At 61.2% G+C, this 16,727-nt stretch carries 9 protein-coding genes and 2 pseudogenes; 7 read left to right on the top strand and 4 right to left on the bottom strand.

What is annotated here, in order from left to right; all coding sequences use genetic code 11:
* Window positions 1–19: 19 nt before the first annotated feature.
* Complete coding sequence (locus E9229_RS09130) at window positions 20–4,873, bottom strand: DEAD/DEAH box helicase (protein WP_183510895.1); 4,854 nt, start codon at window positions 4,871–4,873, stop codon at window positions 20–22.
* A 236-nt stretch (window positions 4,874–5,109) separates the two neighbouring features.
* Here E9229_RS09130 and E9229_RS09125 point away from each other — a divergent pair, with 236 nt between their 5' ends.
* The 5 genes from E9229_RS09125 (at window position 5,110) to E9229_RS09105 (ending at window position 10,136) form a co-directional block, all read left to right on the top strand.
* Window positions 5,110–5,493, top strand: coding sequence for a hypothetical protein (locus E9229_RS09125; RefSeq protein WP_183510894.1), 384 nt, complete (start codon window positions 5,110–5,112; stop codon window positions 5,491–5,493).
* Complete coding sequence (locus tag E9229_RS09120) at window positions 5,490–6,269, top strand: RES domain-containing protein (RefSeq protein ID WP_183510893.1); 780 nt, start codon at window positions 5,490–5,492, stop codon at window positions 6,267–6,269. The genes E9229_RS09125 and E9229_RS09120 overlap by 4 nt, the downstream gene beginning before the upstream one ends.
* A 198-nt stretch (window positions 6,270–6,467) precedes the next feature.
* Complete coding sequence (locus E9229_RS09115; protein WP_246380652.1) at window positions 6,468–7,859, top strand: IS1182 family transposase; 1,392 nt, start codon at window positions 6,468–6,470, stop codon at window positions 7,857–7,859.
* 350 nt (window positions 7,860–8,209) lie between these two features.
* Window positions 8,210–8,899: a hypothetical protein gene (locus E9229_RS09110; protein WP_183510891.1), complete on the top strand. Its 690-nt coding sequence runs from the start codon at window positions 8,210–8,212 to the stop codon at window positions 8,897–8,899.
* A complete protein-coding gene (locus E9229_RS09105) occupies window positions 8,856–10,136 on the top strand; it encodes a hypothetical protein (RefSeq protein ID WP_183510890.1) in 1,281 nt (426 codons plus the stop codon). The genes E9229_RS09110 and E9229_RS09105 overlap by 44 nt, the downstream gene beginning before the upstream one ends.
* Before the next feature lie 292 nt (window positions 10,137–10,428).
* On the opposite strand, the gene E9229_RS09100 is transcribed toward E9229_RS09105, so the two are convergent.
* Both E9229_RS09100 and E9229_RS09095 read right to left on the bottom strand, forming a co-directional pair.
* Window positions 10,429–11,475: a PDDEXK nuclease domain-containing protein gene (locus E9229_RS09100; RefSeq protein ID WP_183510889.1), complete on the bottom strand. Its 1,047-nt coding sequence runs from the start codon at window positions 11,473–11,475 to the stop codon at window positions 10,429–10,431.
* 984 nt (window positions 11,476–12,459) lie between these two features.
* Window positions 12,460–13,671: pseudogene (locus tag E9229_RS09095) on the bottom strand (IS3 family transposase).
* 174 nt (window positions 13,672–13,845) lie between these two features.
* Here E9229_RS09095 and E9229_RS09090 point away from each other — a divergent pair.
* The gene (locus tag E9229_RS09090; protein WP_221184416.1) at window positions 13,846–15,105 is read left to right on the top strand and encodes a permease; all 1,260 of its coding nucleotides are present in this window, start codon (window positions 13,846–13,848) and stop codon (window positions 15,103–15,105) included.
* Window positions 15,102–15,296, top strand: a complete 195-nt coding sequence (locus tag E9229_RS09085) for a hypothetical protein (RefSeq protein WP_183510887.1) — start codon at window positions 15,102–15,104, stop codon at window positions 15,294–15,296. The genes E9229_RS09090 and E9229_RS09085 overlap by 4 nt, the downstream gene beginning before the upstream one ends.
* Before the next feature lie 149 nt (window positions 15,297–15,445).
* Here the strand turns inward: E9229_RS09085 and E9229_RS09080 are convergent.
* Window positions 15,446–16,592 (bottom strand): annotated as a pseudogene (locus tag E9229_RS09080) (IS701 family transposase).
* Window positions 16,593–16,727: the final 135 nt, after the last annotated feature.

Raw genomic sequence — 16,727 nt, 5'->3', positions numbered from 1 at the left:
CGAACAGATTTTCCGGCACTCACAACTGCTTCCCCTTTTCATCCAGCCCCAGTGACGGCAAGGCGTTGACGATGCGATTCGTTTCCATGCTCACGGCTACGATCCGTCCAATGAGATCAAGGATATAGCGGGGATGCTGGTGTTCCCGGGACCAGTCGTTGGGATCGTTCACGATCCCCGAGGCTTTGTCCGTCTTGACTTGGTAGCGTTCCAGGATCCAGTCGATGGCCGATCGGGAGCCCAGCATGTACTGGTGGGCTTCGATCGGGATGCCGTCGAGGGTGATGTGCCCGTTGTAGATGATCCGGGTCTTGTCCCAGGCCCCCGCTTTGCCGCCGTATTTCATCTTCTTCACGGAATACTTGGCGTAATCGTTGTCCTGGGGCGTCAATCCGGTATCGGTTTCAACCAGCGGGTATGGCTCGGCGTCTTCGTAGCCGATGTGCAATCCGGCGAGCTGACGGCCGGCATCAGCGAATGCCCGAAACCGAGCTTCGTCGGAGACCTTGGGGATGCGAGGGAGTATCTTCTTCAGATCTGCCCCGAACCTGCCGCGGTATTCTGCCGAGTTTAGGAGTCCATAGACGTAGTAGAAGATATCGTCCTTGGAGACTTCGGGCCCGTAGACCCTGCAGTAGTCGACGAACGATGCGTCAGTGATGTTGTCGATGCGCTGTGGACCGGCATGGGACGAGGAAGCTTCCAGCTCAGCAAACAGATCGTTGCCTTCGGTTACTTGGGAATAGGTGAAACGAGGGAAGAACTGGCCTTGTCCGGATCCCCAAAATGAAAGGTCCGGTATCGCATCAACCATCAACGTCGAGAATGGTTTGTCGCTCCCACCGCCAACAATATAGAAACCGACATTGTCTGTGTCTGTCTTGGGGAAGATGACGGGGAGTCGATATACCGTGTTGTTGAGGTGTCGCTCAAATTGGACGTGCTGCTTGGTGAAGGGCCTGTAAGCGGAAACGAATACACGATCTCTATCCACGGTGTATTTGGTTCCCCGAGGAAGCCGTTGCCGATCCGCGCGGTCCCAGCTGAACTTCATCGGGTCCCTATTAACGAATCCATCCACCGCTAGTCCTGCTCCTGCATCGGCATAGCGATCGACTTCGCTGTTGTAGAAGTCGACCATGGACTCGACGTTGTGCCGCAGTTTCTCCTGGGAGGAGTTGTATACCCAAACGTCGCGATTGCTCTTGAGTCCTCCCGAGTAGGTTTGGAAGATGGCGGGATCATTGGAATCCTTGGCACCAAGGGGCGTGAAGGTCTCGAAGAGGTCGTTGCGTTGGTTGATCCAGTCGCCCTCGGCGTTCGGGGTAACCTGTTCCCAGGGGATGTTTCCCAGCGTAGATCCACCGATGATGGCCAGTTTTTCCTTGCGGTCCAGGTAATCGCCGATGTCCCGGTAGTTCAGCCGGCATGCGTCGACCTTCCCGGGGCGCTTGACCAGGAGCATGACAGCCACGGTGGCACGGCTGCCGGCGTCAAAGATCTTGCCGCCTTCCCTGCGGCTCTGTTCCCCGGCGGTGCGTTGGTTCCCGCGCAGGTTGTAGATGTAGATTTCGTGGAATTCGTCGGTGAGGGTCTTGCGCAGTCCGTCGGCGGTGTTCCCGTCGATATAGCCGCCGTTGGATACGTAGCACACCACTCCGCCATGGTTTGAGTTCAGGACACGGTTGGAGGCCCAGCGGATGGCGCGGATGTAAGAGTCGTAGAGGGAGGTCTTCAATCGTCCTGTGGAGCGTTCCGCATAGGTGGTGCGGATGGATTCGTCCAGGGTCGGGTACTTGAGATTCGCGTTGTTGTCGTTGCCGCTGCTCTGGCCCACGGAGTACGGCGGGTTGCCGATGATGACCCTGATATCCAGGTTGTTCTGCCGGGTGACGCGTGCGTTGTTGTTGGTGAACACGTGCTCATCAAGGGTGTCCCCGTCCTCGGTCATCTGGAACGTATCGGTGAGCACGATCCCGTCAAAGGGCGCATACCCGACTGCGTCGGGATCCGTCCCGGCCGCGATGGCGTGGTCGCGCAGCAGCCCGTGGACGGTGGCCTCGATGTTGATCGCGGCAATGTAGTAGGCCATAAGCAGCAGTTCGTTGGCGTGGAGTTCGTGGGTGTACTTGCGCAGCAGGTCCTCGGGCTTGATGAGCCCGGATTGCAGCAGGCGCACGATGAAGGTTCCGGTGCCGGTGAAGGGGTCCAGCACGTGCACGCCCTCGTCGGAGATCGAGACCCCGAATTCCTTTTTCAGCACGTCGTTGACGGCGCGCAGGATGAAGTCCACGACTTCCACCGGGGTGTAGACGATGCCCAGGGATTCGGCGGTGCGGGGGAAGGCGAGCTTGAAGAACTTCTCGTAGAGTTCGGTAATGATCTTCTGCTTGCCCTCGGCGGTTTCCACGCCCTCGGCGCGTACCCGCACCGAGCGGTAGAACTCCTCGAGGTTCTGCACCTCGGAGTCCAGGTTGTATTGCTCCAGGACCTGCACCATGGAGTCCATGACCTGGGAGACCGGGTTGTGCGCTGCGAAGGAGTAGTCCTCGAACAATGCCTCGAACACCGGTTTGGTGATCAGGTGCTGGGAGAGCATGTCGATCGCGTCGCTCTCGGTGATCGAGGCGTTCAGGTTCCCGCGCAGCCCGTCGAGGAAGACGGCGAATTCGTCGCGGACCCGCGCATCGGGGCCCTCCAGGATGGTGCGGATGCGGATGATGTGCCGGTCGGCGATGCCCTTGACGTCTTCGGCCCACTGTTCCCAGTAGCGGCGGTCCCCGACCTTGCGGACCATGCGGGCGAAGATCGCGTTGCGCCACTCGTCGGCGTTGGCCATGTGGAACAGCGCCTCGGTGACCTGCCCGTCGGCCTTCTTGCTGCCGTCCTCCTCGCCGGGGCCGTCGCCGGCACCGGCACCGAAGGGGTCCGCGACGGTGATGACATCGATCTTCCCATTGGAATTCCCGTTCAGGTCCAGCTTGTTGATCATCGCCTCGAACCGATCATCGTGGGCGCGCAGCGCCTGGAGCACGTCCCAGACGACCTTGTACTTCTTGTTGTCGTTCAGCGCGGTTTCCGGATCCGACGTCGCCGGCACGGCGATGGGCAGGATGATGTACCCGTATTCCTTGCCCTCGGTCTTGCGCATGACCCGGCCCACGGCCTGGACCACGTCGACCTGGGAGTTGCGCGGATTCAGGAACAGCACCGCATCCAGGGACGGGACATCCACGCCCTCGGTCAGGCACTTGGCGTTGGACAGGATCCGGCAGGTGTTGGTGGTGTCTGGTTCCTGCAGCCAGGCGAGCTTCGCCGAGCGCTCCAGCACATTGAAGGTGCCATCGACGTGCTCTGCCTCCAGCTTCAGCGCCTGCTCGTCCTCGACCAGCAGCTGGCGTCCGATGAGTTCGAATTGCTCGGCAAGCTTCTTGGATTCCTTGATGTTCCGCGCGAACGCGACCGCCCGGTTCATTGGCGAGCTGTCCCCGATGGAAAGGCGTTCCCCGTTGATCCCTCGCTTGGAAAGCCCGTTCCAGCAGCCCACGATCCGGGCGGCGTCATCCAGGGACAGGTCCCCGTTCTCCTCGAACAGGCCCTGGAAGGAGCGGGAGACAGCTTCCTCGTTCACTGCCAGCACCAGGACCTTGTAGTCGGCGAGGTGGCCCATTTCCACGGCCTTGCCGAATCCCAGGTGGTGGAACTCGGGGCCGAACACGGCCTCATCGTCCATGGAGTACACGGCCACGTCGTTCTCCGCGGCCGTCGCCTTGGATTCCTGGACATAGATCCGCGGGGTCGCGGTCATGTACAGGCGCTTTTTGGCCTTCAAATACCCCTGGTCGTGGACCCGGACGAAGGCCGAGTCATCGTGGGTGGCCTCGGTGATGCCGGTGGTGCGGTGCGCCTCGTCGCACAGGATCAGGTCGAACTCGGGCAAACCGAGCCCCTGGGCCTGGGCAATGACGTCGATGGACTGGTAGGTGGAGAACACCACGGTGACCGTCTCGGTCCCGGTGCTGATGCTGGCCCGGTAGAAGAGCTTCTGCGGATCGGTGGTCGCCGGGAACGCCAGGTCATGCACCGATACGTCTTCGTGTTCGCGCCGGCCGACCTTGGTGTCCGAGCACACCGCCAGGGGACGCAGGGCGACGGTGGCTTGGGCGCTCCACTCGTTGAGGGTCTGCTGCAGCAGCGCGATGGAGGGCACCAGGAACAGGGCGGACCCGCCCACGGGGACCATTTCCTCCACGATCTTCAGCGAGGTGTAGGTCTTGCCGGTGCCACAGGCCATGATCAGCTTGCCGCGGTCGCCGTCCTGGAACCCGGTGACGACGTCGTCGATGGCTTCGCGCTGGTACTTGCGCGGTTCCTTGCGGTCCAGCTGCACCATGTCTTCGGGACGGTCCAGGTCGAACTCGGACCAGTCGATCGTCGAATCCGCCAGGTCGGCCAGCCGCAGCCGGGTCATGGGCTTGGACTGGTCCTCCAGCGCGCTTTCGGCGTGCTTGGACCATTTGTCGGTGGTGGAGACCACCATGCCGTAGGCGAAGTCGGTTTTGCCGGCGGCGGTGAAGAAGGAGTCGATCTGCTTCTTGTCCAGGGTCCGGGCGGGGTCGTAGAACTTGCACTGGATCGCGGTCAGTTCCCCGGTGTACCGGTCCCGGGCGACCAGGTCGATGCCGGTGTCGACCTGCCCATTGCGCTCGGGCCACTCGTCCCATAGCCAGACCTGGGAGAACTGGTCGGCATACATCGGCTCCAGCTCCAGGTAACGCTTCATGAACCGCTCGAACTTCGTGCCCTTGTCCCGCTCGTCGGTGGCGGAAAAGTACAGCTGGTCAAGGACTTGGCCGAAAGATGAAGAACCCATTGGTATATCTTCCCCCACCGGGGCCGAAGACCTGGTGAACGCACCGCTCAAGGTAGGTTCGCCTCCGCCCGGAAGCCGCGGAACCGCCAGCCGAATGCGCAACCCAATGCCGAAATTGGTAGATTTTTTGTCCATTTTTAGTCTCCATACGGACACTTTAGTGTCCATGCAGGGTATTGTTGAGGCATGGCCGCAGCCAAGCGGACCATACGGACACGCGGGAAAGGGTTACTCCCATGAGCATTGCCACGATCACCGGGGCGGCCCATGCGCGCACGGCCCGGCTGGGGATCCGCGAGGTCGTCCGCCGGCTGAATGCCGCCCTGGGCGCGACCCTCGTCGCCGCCCTGGCCGGAAGCAAGGACCGCAAGATCAGCTACGGTTGGGCCCAACAGGACGGACCGACCCCCAAGCCGGCCGCGGTCAAGCGCCTCCAATTCGCCTACACCCAGTGGAGCCTGGTGGCCGAGGCCGAGGGCGAGCACGTGGCCCGCATGTGGTTCATCGGTTCCAACCCTTGGCTGGAGCACGACTCCCCCCTTGATGCGATCCGTGAGGACCGTTTCAAGGAAGTCGCCGCGGCCGCCACGGCCATGGTCGAGGACGGGTTCTCCGGTTGAGCCGCATTTGCCAGGAAACGGGGCTGGCCCTCATCGAGAGTCCGCTCACTGCCTACCGGGTGGCCAAGGAATCCTACGGACCCTTGAACCCGCAGGAACGCGGATCCTTGGACGAGGATCGCGCCAACTGGTACCGCTTCGACACCCCGGGCAGGACGCTTTATGCCGCGGCCGATCCCGAGAGCGCCTTCATCGAGGGGCTTTCCTGGGCCCGGATGACCCACGGCCACCGCACGTATTTGGCCAAGACCGCCAAGTTCATGGGGTTGCCCCTTGAGGAGATGCGCCGGATCGTTGAGGAGGAATGGTCAGCCAATTCCAGCATGGTCCCGGGATGGATTCCGGCGAACTGGCGCGAGGGCCGCTTGCTCTACACCCTGGAGTTCGGTGCGGGCTGGTGGATCGACATCGCCCATGCGGCAACGCTCAAAATCCTGAACGACGCTATCGGGCATGACCTCTACGATGACGGCGTGCTACCCGAATCCCTGACCCTGTCCGAAGTCACCGGAGGAGACCGCCGGAGCACCACGCTGCTGGCCGCGCACCTGCGCGAGCAGGTGCTCGACGATGGGTCCTATCCCCTGGGCATCCGGTTCCCGTCCAAGCACGGCAGCGCCGGAGCCGGCCACGGCCATTGCTACGCCTTTTGGATGCGCCGCCGGGACATTGGTCTCGACGACGACGTGGCCCAGGTGTCTCGGGCGCAAGGCATCGCAGTAAACCTTCCTCCCTACCAAGCGGCGCTGGCACTGCACGGAATCCAATCCCGCTAGATGCATCCCTCTAGGTGCGTGGGTCGGTAGTCGGGTGCCGGGCTCAAATGATTCTTAAAACGCCGAGGAATTAACCAGGGCCGCAAAGGGGTCGCTGGAAGAATGAGGGGTATGAACTCCCCTTCTTCTTCCATCCCGCAGGACGGCTTGTTCGACGCATCCCTGGTGGAGCGCCTCGAGCCCGTTGATGACGGGCTGATGGATGCCAACGGCGGGGAGCGGAAGCGGTTCAGGGCCTTTGAACCCGATGCGGTGATGCTGGTGCCACCCTCCCTGGAGGAGTGGCTGCCCGAGGGGCACCTGGCCCGGTTCATCGCCGAACTGGTCGAGAACGAGCTGGACCTGACCCGGTTCTACGCCTCCCACAAAAAGGCCAAGGGCCAGCCGCCGTACGACCCACGGCTGATGCTGCGCATCGTGCTCTACGGCTACTGCACCGGGGTCCGCTCCTCCCGCCAGCTGGAGCGCGCATGCACGGACGTGGTGGCGTTGCGCTGGCTGGCTGCCCAACAGGCCCCGGATTTCCGATCCATCGGCCGCTTCCGCCAACGCCACCTGGCCGCCTTGGCCAACGTGTTCCTGCAGGCGCTAGAACTCTGCCGGGCCGCGGGCATGGTCAAACTCGGGATGGTCGCGCTGGACGGAACGAAGCTGCGGGCCAACGCCTCTCGGCACAAGGCGATGTCCTACGCGCGGCTGACCGAAAAGCAGAAGGTCCTGGCCCAGGAGATCAGCGATCTGATGGCGGAGGCCAAGACCGTGGACGAGTCCGAGGATGCGAAGTTCGGTCCCGGTAAGCGCGGGGACGAGCTGCCGGTGGAACTGGCCAACCGGCAGGCCCGGTCCAAGGCCATGGCCGCCGCGCGGGCTTCCTTGGAGCAGGAGGCCGCGGACAAGGCACGGGTAGAAGCCGAAGAGAAGGCCGCCAAGCGCGGGGATGACGATGATGAGATCACCGGTGCCGGTGACACCGCGGCCCGGGAATCGGAACCGAGGCCCACGGCGCAACGGAATTTCACGGATCCCCAAGCGCGGATCATGAAGACCGCCGACGGGTCCTATCACTATTGCTATAACGCGCAGGCGGTGGTGGACGCCGGGCATCAGGTCATTGTTGCCGCCGAGTTGGGCCAAGGGGCCAACGATTACGGACAGCTGGTCCCCATGGTCGAGCGGGTCCAGGAAAACCTGGGCATGATGCCCAAAACGTTGAGCGCCGATACCGGGTACTGCTCGAAGGCGAACCTGGTGGAGGCGGGGCGGATGGAGGCGGAGCATGGGACCGGGTTCTTCATCTCCACCGCCCGGGTGAAGCACTCCACCCCGATCCCGGAGTCCCCGCGGGGCCGGATCCCGGCCAACGCCACCTTGGGTGAGCGGATGGCCCGGAAGCTGAAGACCAAGCCCGGCAAGAAGGTCTACTCGCGCCGGAAGGTCATCGTGGAACCGGTGTTCGGGCAGATCAAAACCCGTCAGGGTAAGCACTTGTTGTTGCGCGGACTTCAGAACGCGCAGGCGGAGTGGAAGTTGTTGGCGGCAGGGCATAACCTGCTCAAGTTGCATGCGTTCCGGGCCCAGGGTGCCGGATAGCCAGGGTCGGAGGTGGGCCCTGGCGCTGCGCGCCAGAACCCACTGGTCCGGTTTGAGGGCCCCGGGGAAGGGCGGATGCGCCCGGAGGCCTTTTTCTCCGTGGTGTGACCCTGCGGCGGCCGGGCCGGGCCGGTATTCCTTCGTGGGTGGTGCCGTTGGTCAAACGACTACCGACCCACGCACCTAGGGAAGCAACGAGCGTTACCACTGCTGGCCGCTAGCTTTCTTGCCCTGATCTTCGCCACCAAATTTGCTCCACCCAGAACGTGGTCAAAGGAGCTCGCTGAATCCAGTCGCTACTGCCCCCAACGCTAGAAGCATCGAATACCTATGAAATGGAATGAGCAGTCGTGAACGATAGCCCGACTATGGCGGAAGACAACTTAGAAGAATTCGAGCTGGTGTATTCCGAGAAGGACGTCCAGATTCTCTCCGCCTTAATCAAGGAATGCGGGCAAACCTCATTCCGGGATCTAGGTTATGAACTTTCGGAACGCTTCATGACTGGCCAAACCAAGGAACCCCAAGCCCTGAAACTTCTTGGGGAGGCGTTCTCCTACATTCCCTCGATTACATGGAACCGAGCGCGAATTCGGGTGAGTCTTGAGTCTGAGTATCGGGGCGAGGATCCCTGGCCACCCAATCTGCAAAAAACTCCTGAACCTGTGCAACAAACCTGGGAGGCTTTATACAATTCCTTGGACGACGGGGCACCCAAGGCCCGATTGGCCGACCTGCTTCTGTCATCCAAGTACGGGCATGTTCCTGCCAGGGCATCATCTTTAGTCGAGTCGGCCATCCTGGCCCTCCAGTCTGATTGGGACAGGAGCGATCGATACAACTTGGCAATGCGGGCATTGTCGGTGGTGCAACAGTTCAGGATTACTGGCTTGGTCGAACCGCTTCATGCTGCCGTCTTGGATGAGATCGAACGATGCATCGATACCGCGGGTGTGGTTCACCACGTCTTCCTGCGACTTGTGCAGGCCCTAAAGGGTGAATTCACCCTGCCTGCGGCCAACGGCGCCCAGGCAGGGTGAATTCACCCTGCCTGCGGCCAACGGCGCCCAGGGCCTTCGGTGGCAGCAGTTGCTTGGTCGGCTTTGGTCAAAGTTCGAGCAGTCGGAGTTTGCCGAGTACGCGGTGCCGGAACGACTCGCGCTGGCTCGCAACGACGAAGACCGATATTCCGTACAGTCCAAACACGTCCTGCACCAACTGATGCTGGGCCAAATAGCTGCTGATGGAGTCGCCAAACAACATCACTTTCTAAAGGCAGCCCAGCTGGCAAAAGCCTACGAGTTGAAAGACCTGCATGATGAATCCATTCGAAGCTTGCAAGACGTTCCCAAGGGCTCAATGGACTGGCAGAAAGTGGAATCAAAGATTTCTATCCCTCGCGGAATCATCGAGAGGGAGATCCAGAAAATATTCGTCAGGGACGACTGGAAAGCCTCTCTGCACCGATTTCTTCTGCTCCCCGCGCCGACCGGGGATCATGCCAAAAATATGCAGTCTGCCCAAAGGCTAATGGCCAACTCCCCTATTCGAAATACATTTACGAATGTAAGAGTAGGGATACACCAGCTACCTGAAAGCATCAGGACGACCGAAGAGCAAGCCTTAGCTGCCGATCTGGGGAGGGTCGAGTCATTTGCGCTTCAGGCTCAAGGTGGAGTTGCAGCGGCGGGGCTCATGCGGCTACGCGATCAATTCCCAGACCTGGCCCACATCGACATGGCGGCTTTCTTCAGTTCAGAGATGAACATTCCTCCCGAAAATGCCCTGGTTCTTGGAGAAGGCATCCAAGCATTCTGGGACGAGGACTTTCAGCATGTAGGTACTGTCACGATGTTCCAGATCGAAAGAGTGGCTCGAGAACTTTCACAATTTCTTGGATTGCCGGTTTACCGAGCTCCCGCTGGCGACATCCGAGGCCGTTTCCCCAGTCTGGAAACCTACCTGGCCAAGCTTGATGAAGAGGGTTTTGAAATTGGGTGGAGCCGAACGATTCGAAGCGTACTGATGGCCGAGGGGTGGAACCTCAGAAATACCATTGCCCATGGCTACGTATCATCAATCGGACCAATCGAAGCAGTCCTGATACTGAGAATCTTGGGGATATTGAGCTTGGCAACCTCCCATGGGTCACTGGAACGAGACAAACCCCTAGACCTTCCGGGGTTCCGGCGCCAGCGCAAAATGGGGGTCGCATCCATTCGCCAGACCAGACGCGTGCTTTCCCGCGATCGACGACGTCGTCGTCGGCGAGGGTGAGAACCTCGTGCGCTGAGCACTCCTGTTTAGTTACCTCCACGCGCTGCCCTTGATGATTTCACCCTGGACCGGGTTGGACCGGAGGGTCCTCGCAGGAGGCCTACTCACCGTCAGTTGAGGCGTTGGCCGATCGATTCCACCTCGCGCGTCGCCTTAAACCGCCGATAACCGCACATATGAAATCGGGAAATGATCCTATTGCAGAATCCGCTGAATAAGACTCAGTGGTATGGCCTGCGGCTCGCTGGGCTCGCGTATGCCGCATCGGTGGATGGTGCGCGCGGTCACCGTATCAGGCCTCCGGGTCATCCCCCGGATCGTGTTCAAGGGCTGCCATGATGGCGTCCGGGGACGGCAGCGTAGCCTTCTCATCGACGGGAAGTGCCTCGTAGGTGTAGGACGTCACGGCCAACGGCTGGGTTGAACCATCCAGGGCGTAGCGGACGGTGCGTTCGCTCTTGGACCCACAGACGAGGATCCCAACGGTCGGGGCTTGCCGGGGCAGCCGGAGCATGTCGTTGATGGCCGCAACATAGAAGTTCAACTGACCCAAATGCGCTGGCTTAAACTTGCCGGCCTTCAACTCCACCACCACATACCGGTCCGACGGCACGTGGTACAGGAGCAGGTCGACAAAAAAGCTATCCCCATCAACGTCGAGGTGGTACTGACGCCCCACGAAGGCGAAGCCTTCACCGAACTCGGCCAAGGTCTGGGCCATGCGCAGCGTCATGGCTTCCTCCATGGCATGTTCCTGGGCGTCCTCTGTAAGCCCCAGGAAGTCCAGGACCAACGGGTCCTTGGCGACCTCCCGCGCCAGATCAGTACCTTCACCCGGCAACCGTACCTCGAGGTTATTGGGTGCCGCACCGGCACGAGTGTGCAGCGAGGTGCGGATCTGGTGTTCTAGGACCGCTACCGACCACCCATGCTGCACGGCCCGTGAGGCGTACCATCGACGCAGCTCCTGGTTATCGAGCTTGTTCAGGAGCGCGACGTTATGGCTCCAACTCAATTGTCCAGACGGTGTCTGGACAATTGGTTCCTCACCGCTCCAGGCCGTGGCGAAGGCACGCATGTTGTACACATTGGTCCGGGAGAATCCCTTCATGTGCGGAAATTCCGTGCGCAGGTCCTGTGCCACCCGGTCCATGACCTTGCTCCCCCACGGCTGGTCTATCTGCCGCTCCAGGATCGTGCGCCCGATGTTCCAGTACAGCTCGATCATGGCGGTGTTCACGACACGCTGCGCACGGTGCTGGGCTTCCCGCACGAGGGTTTTCAGGGTGGTCAGGGCGTCGGAATAGTCGCCGGGAAGCTCCGGCTCGAGCTGGGTCATGGTTCCAGCTTAATGCGAGACGCCGCCAGTTCCTGCCGGGTGGACCGTATCCCTAACGATATAGCTGGCCTTGGTTGTCGTCGACAGAAACCAGACAAGCACTACGTAACGGTGATGGTCGGCACGCAGGATCCATGGGTACGCCTACACGGCGTGCCGCAGCCGGGTTCTACGGGACCGGGCACGGGTTATTCGAGCTGGCAGGCCGGGGTCCGGGCGCCGGCCCGGGCAGGACATCCGACTGCTTTCATAACTCATCCGCGCTTCGGGATAGCAGGGGCGCGAGCCCCGGCGATTCTCTACCGATTACGAGAGCCAGTGCCGCACAGTGCTGCTCAAGGCGTTCCCCGGCGTTAAGGTACTGGCCGCCGCCTTGGGTGCCCATTTCACCAGGACCTGGAGCCTGGAAACCGTGACTATTGTCCACGTGGTGCGCGACCGTGCGGCTCACCATGAACCGTTCATCTCCGGTTTTCAACTGCCCGGGCAACGCCCCCGGCTCACAGCCCAGCAGGCCCACGAGACCTCACGGAAGCTCGCCGGGCTAGGAAGTGTTTCCTCCCTGTTTTTTCTACGATTGCCGCTTCCACATCATCACCTCAAGCAGCACTATGGCTGAGCGGTATGGCGGGGCAAGCCTGTCGTAGCAGGATCGCCAGAAGCCTCTGGTTATTCAAGGTGTTGAAGCTGCAAGGGCCCTGCCCTGCCTACTAGGCGCGCCATAAGATGTGGCCGTTCGCCTCGGACGTGTTGTTCAAGTAGTAACGGGCCATCCGGAATCTGACTTGGTCGGATAGTTCGATCACGGGTTCAGGCATGATGGAGAGATGGAATCAAAAGCGCCCGCAGCTGCAGAGAGTCATGCTGAGGCTAACGGATGGGTACTTTCCGAATTCATGGAGCAGGCACGCAAGGACCCAAAGACAGCCAGGGAATGAGCTGGTCAAGTTTTTGAGACAGATTGTTTGATGGATCTTCTGGGTTTCAGGCCGCGAGGGCCACAATCTGAGCTTCCTGGTACTGCTCGAACTTGGCTAACGGACTAATCCCGCCGTTGTGAGTATGAGGCCGGCGGCGGTTGTACCAAGTCTCGATGTATTCCACCACTGCGGTACGCGCAGTGGTCCGATGGGTGAAGGCCCGGTGGTGGTACATCTCGTTCTTCAACGAGGAAAATGCCGATTCTGCCACGGCATTATCCCAACATTAACCGGTTTTTCCCATGGACTGGCGGACCCCTGCGGCCTTGCACCAGTCCTGGAAAGCGGTGGAGGTGTACTGCGATCCACGATCTGAGTTGAACACAGTTTTCTGCCGGATGAAACCCCTGGCCCGGGCCATTTCCATGGCATCGATGACCAGTTGCGTCTGCATGGTCTGGGCCATGGACCAGCCCACGATCATGCGGGTGTGCAGGTCGATGACGGTGGCCAAATAGAGCCACCCCTCACCGGTGCGCAAATACGTGATGTCCTCCGACCAGCTTGGCGCCAGGAGCGGGGGAACGGAAGTCCCGGCGCCCGGCCTTGTCGAGCATGTGGTTCTTGATATGAGCGGTCCTGGCATCGGCGTCCCGGGTCGTGGTCGTCTTGGAGGCCTTCAGCCGCTTGGCTTGAAGCCCCTGCTCCTTCATCATCGAGAGCACCGTCGCCTTGGCCACCAGGTGGTCGTGTTCGTTGCGCAGCAGTTCTACGATCTGTCCGGCCCCGGCCATGCCCGCGGCCTCGGTGAACACGGCATGGACCAGTTCCTTGCGTTCGGCCCGCAGCACCGCCGTGGGAGTCAGCTCGGCCGGCGGGTTAAGCCAGCGGTAGAACGAGGCGCGGGAGACTGCCAGGCGGTGGCACATCCAGTCCACGGGAAACTGGTCCCGGTGGGCTTTGATGAACCCGAAGACCGCGCCTACTTCTTGCGTTCTGCCGCGAAGTAGGCGCCGACAGCTTTTAAAAACTCGTTCTCCCGTTTCACCTCCGCCAGCTCCTTCTGCAGTTTCTCGTGGTGGGCCCAATCGACCGGACCCCGGTCCTGGGTTTCGGGCTCCGGGTGCTTTTGACGGTAGGACCGGACCCAGTTGCCCAGCGTTCCCTCGTTGATGCCCAGGGAGGTGGAGACCTCGCTCAGGGATTTCTCGGAGGAAAGGTAGAGCTCCACTGCTTCTGCGCGGAACTCCGGAGTGAATTTTTGACGCTTGGACATGCAGTCATTCTCCTACGAATGCCTGTCTCAAATCAGTATGACCACTCAGGCCCTGTCCGAATGCGCACAAGTCGGTCGAGTTCACGTCGCCCCTGGTTGATCTTTCGAAACATTCCTCCCCACAAATACCCCCAACAGGTGGACACTTTACATAGACCGTGAAGGAGGATGAACATGTTCATTCTGGAAGCTGTCGGCCAGGCTCTCGCCATCGCGGGTTCAATGGCTTGGCAGATCCTCTGGCCACTCGTGCTCGGATTCACCCTGTCAGGTGTGATTCAAGCGATTGTTCGCAAGGAACGAATCGTTGCTCTCATGAACGATGACTCCCCCCGCTCCCTATCGATCGCAGCTGGCCTCGGCGCTGCGTCCTCGTCGTGCTCCTACGCGGCCGTCGCCCTCGCAAGGGCGTTGATTCGTAAGGGCGCCAACTTCACTGCCGCGATGGCGTTCGAGATCGCCTCCACGAACCTGGTGCTCGAGCTCGGGCTTATCCTGGCGTTCGTGATGGGCTGGCAGTTCACCCTGGCGGAGTTCGTCGGCGGCCCGTTTATCATCGTGTTCGTCGCTCTCGGATTCCGGATGTGGATGCGCGGGAAGATCGTGGAGGCCGCCCGGGACCAGGCCGAGAAGGGTGTGGCTGGCTCCATGGAGGGCCACGCAGCGATGGACATGTCCGTCACTACGGAAGGGAGCTTTTGGAAGAGGCTGTTCTCCCGCGCCGGCATCACGTCGGTGTCGCGGTACTTTGTGATGGATTGGGCGGCAGTGCTCCGCGACATCCTGTTGGGGTTGCTCATTGCCGGAGCGTTTGCAGCGTGGGTTCCCAAACCCTGGCTGCAAGCGATCTTTTTCGTCAACGACCCAACTCTGGCGTTCATTCTCGGTCCCCTGATCGGACCGCTCATCGCGGTCATCAGTTTTGTCTGCTCGGTGGGAAACGTGCCCCTGGCCGCAGTCCTGTGGAATGGAGGTATCAGCTTCGGCGGGGTCATCAGCTTCATTTTCGCTGACCTGATTATCATCCCGATCATCCTCATCTATCGGAAGTACTACGGCACGAAGGCGGCACTGCGCATCACTGCGATATTTTATGCGGCGATGGTGCTCGCCGGTTACGTCATCGAGTTGATCTTCACGCCCCTGCATCTGGTCCCCAGCAACCGACACCTCTCGATCATCGACGCTGGCATCAGCTGGAACTACACCACCTGGCTCAACATCGCTTTCATCCTCATCGGGTTGGCATTGCTCGTGGTGTTCTTCCGCAGCGACTCCGGCAACATGCTCAAAATGATGGGTGGCTCACCCGACTCAGGACACGATCAAACCGGCGAGGACCACTCCAACGACGGCCACCCCATGGACCACCACACCAGGCACCAGAACCACGCCCCTCGAACCACGGACCTGCCTGGCCCGGATCAATCGTGATCGCCACACTTTCGGGCATGGTGGCCAGCCCTTTCGCTGTCTCCAAGCTCTACACCATGCTCCATGAGATGGGACATGGACAGGTTCCGAGGTTGAAGGGAAAAGAAGAGCACCAGTCATTGTTCATTGCCGCTGGACTGGCCATCGTCATGGTGCCTTCTTTGACCTATTTACTACAGTCGCGTTTGTAGCATGTGGCCCCGCGCCTTGTAATGACAGTACGGGGCCCGGTATGGGTGTTTTCGACGCCAGATCGAGTAGCGGATCACGTGGGCCGGGTCCGATTCCCGGGGCCCGGCAATCAGGGCGATCAGGCGCCTGATCTCGGGCCGGGAAAGTCTTACCAGTTGCTCGGAACCCGGCTCCGGGCTCCCTTTTTAGAGCGGATGACAATCAGGAACGCGTGGGGGAACATCGACAGGGTGATATGCCGGTACCAGCCGGTGTATTGGCGTATCTGGTAGTGATCCAGCCCGGTTTCGCCCTTGGAAGTCTGGAACGTTTCCTCGATGGCCCAGCGGGCTCCGGCAACCGGGGCCAACTCGATCAGGGTGACATCCTCGGGAGTGTGGCAGATGAAGTAGGCCAGGTCCGTCGGGTCCTTCAGGGAGCGGCGTCCCAGCAGCCAGTGCTCGCCGGTGATGGCCGGTCCGTCGATGCGGATCCGCGCCCAGGCGTAGAGCCGGTTCCCCTTGGTGCCGGCCCCGGCGGTGCGGGTGCGCCAGGCGCGCCCGTTCAGGGCCGCGAACAGTTCATCGGCCCGTCCCTCGGTCCCCAGCAGCTGCCCGGGAACCGAGATGATGGCGCGCTGGTTCATGGGCACGGCCATGACGTAGTGCATGCCGCGGGCTTCCAGTCGGCGGCGCAGTCCGGTGTGTTGGCCATAGACGGCGTCACCGGCGGTCCAGGCTGCTTCGATGCCGGCATCCAGGGCGCGTTCGATCATCTGGGCGGCGAGCACCGGTTTGGTGGCCATCGCCCGTTCCTCGGGGATTCCGGCGCGCTGGCGGCGTTCGGGGTCCTCGGCCCAGGCCTTGGGCAGGTAGAGCTCCCGATCCTTAGAAGGTGCGCCCGGCATCGGTTGCGTAGGTGAGGAACACGCCGATCTGGCAGTTTTCCACCCGGCCCGCGGTGCCGGAGTATTGAGGGGCGACCCCGGCCGAAGCCGTGCCCTTTTTCAGGAAGCCGGTCTCGTCGATCGCCAGGATCCCCGACGGGTCGCCCAGGTGTTGTTTCACGTAGCCGAACAGGGCGTCGCGCACCGCGTCGGGGTCCCAGTCGGTGCTCTAGAGCAGGCGTTGCATCCCGTCGGGGGTCCCGCGTCCGGCGCGTTCGGACAGGGTCCAGGAGTTCTTGCGTTCCTCGTCCGAGAGCAGACCGCGGATGTAGCTGATCGCGTTGTTCCGCGGTTCGGTGCGCGCGAACTCGCCGTCGATCAGCTCCCTGATTTCCTGAAGGCCCTGGGCCCGTTCATGTATTTCCGCCACCCAAATATCATCGCTCACCGTTCATGGTTAACAGGTTTCCGAGCTGGAGTCCGGTCATGCCGCCGATGACACCGGAAATAAACGCGGCTGTAGTACTAGAAGAACTTGTCGTGCGTCCACCCGGATCCAGAAGCA

Origin of the sequence: Paeniglutamicibacter cryotolerans, assembly GCF_014190875.1 — a bacterium.
Lineage (GTDB): Bacteria > Actinomycetota > Actinomycetes > Actinomycetales > Micrococcaceae > Paeniglutamicibacter > Paeniglutamicibacter cryotolerans.
The sequence above is the reverse complement of the archived record's forward strand: the minus strand, read 5'-3'. Positions and strand labels throughout refer to the sequence as shown.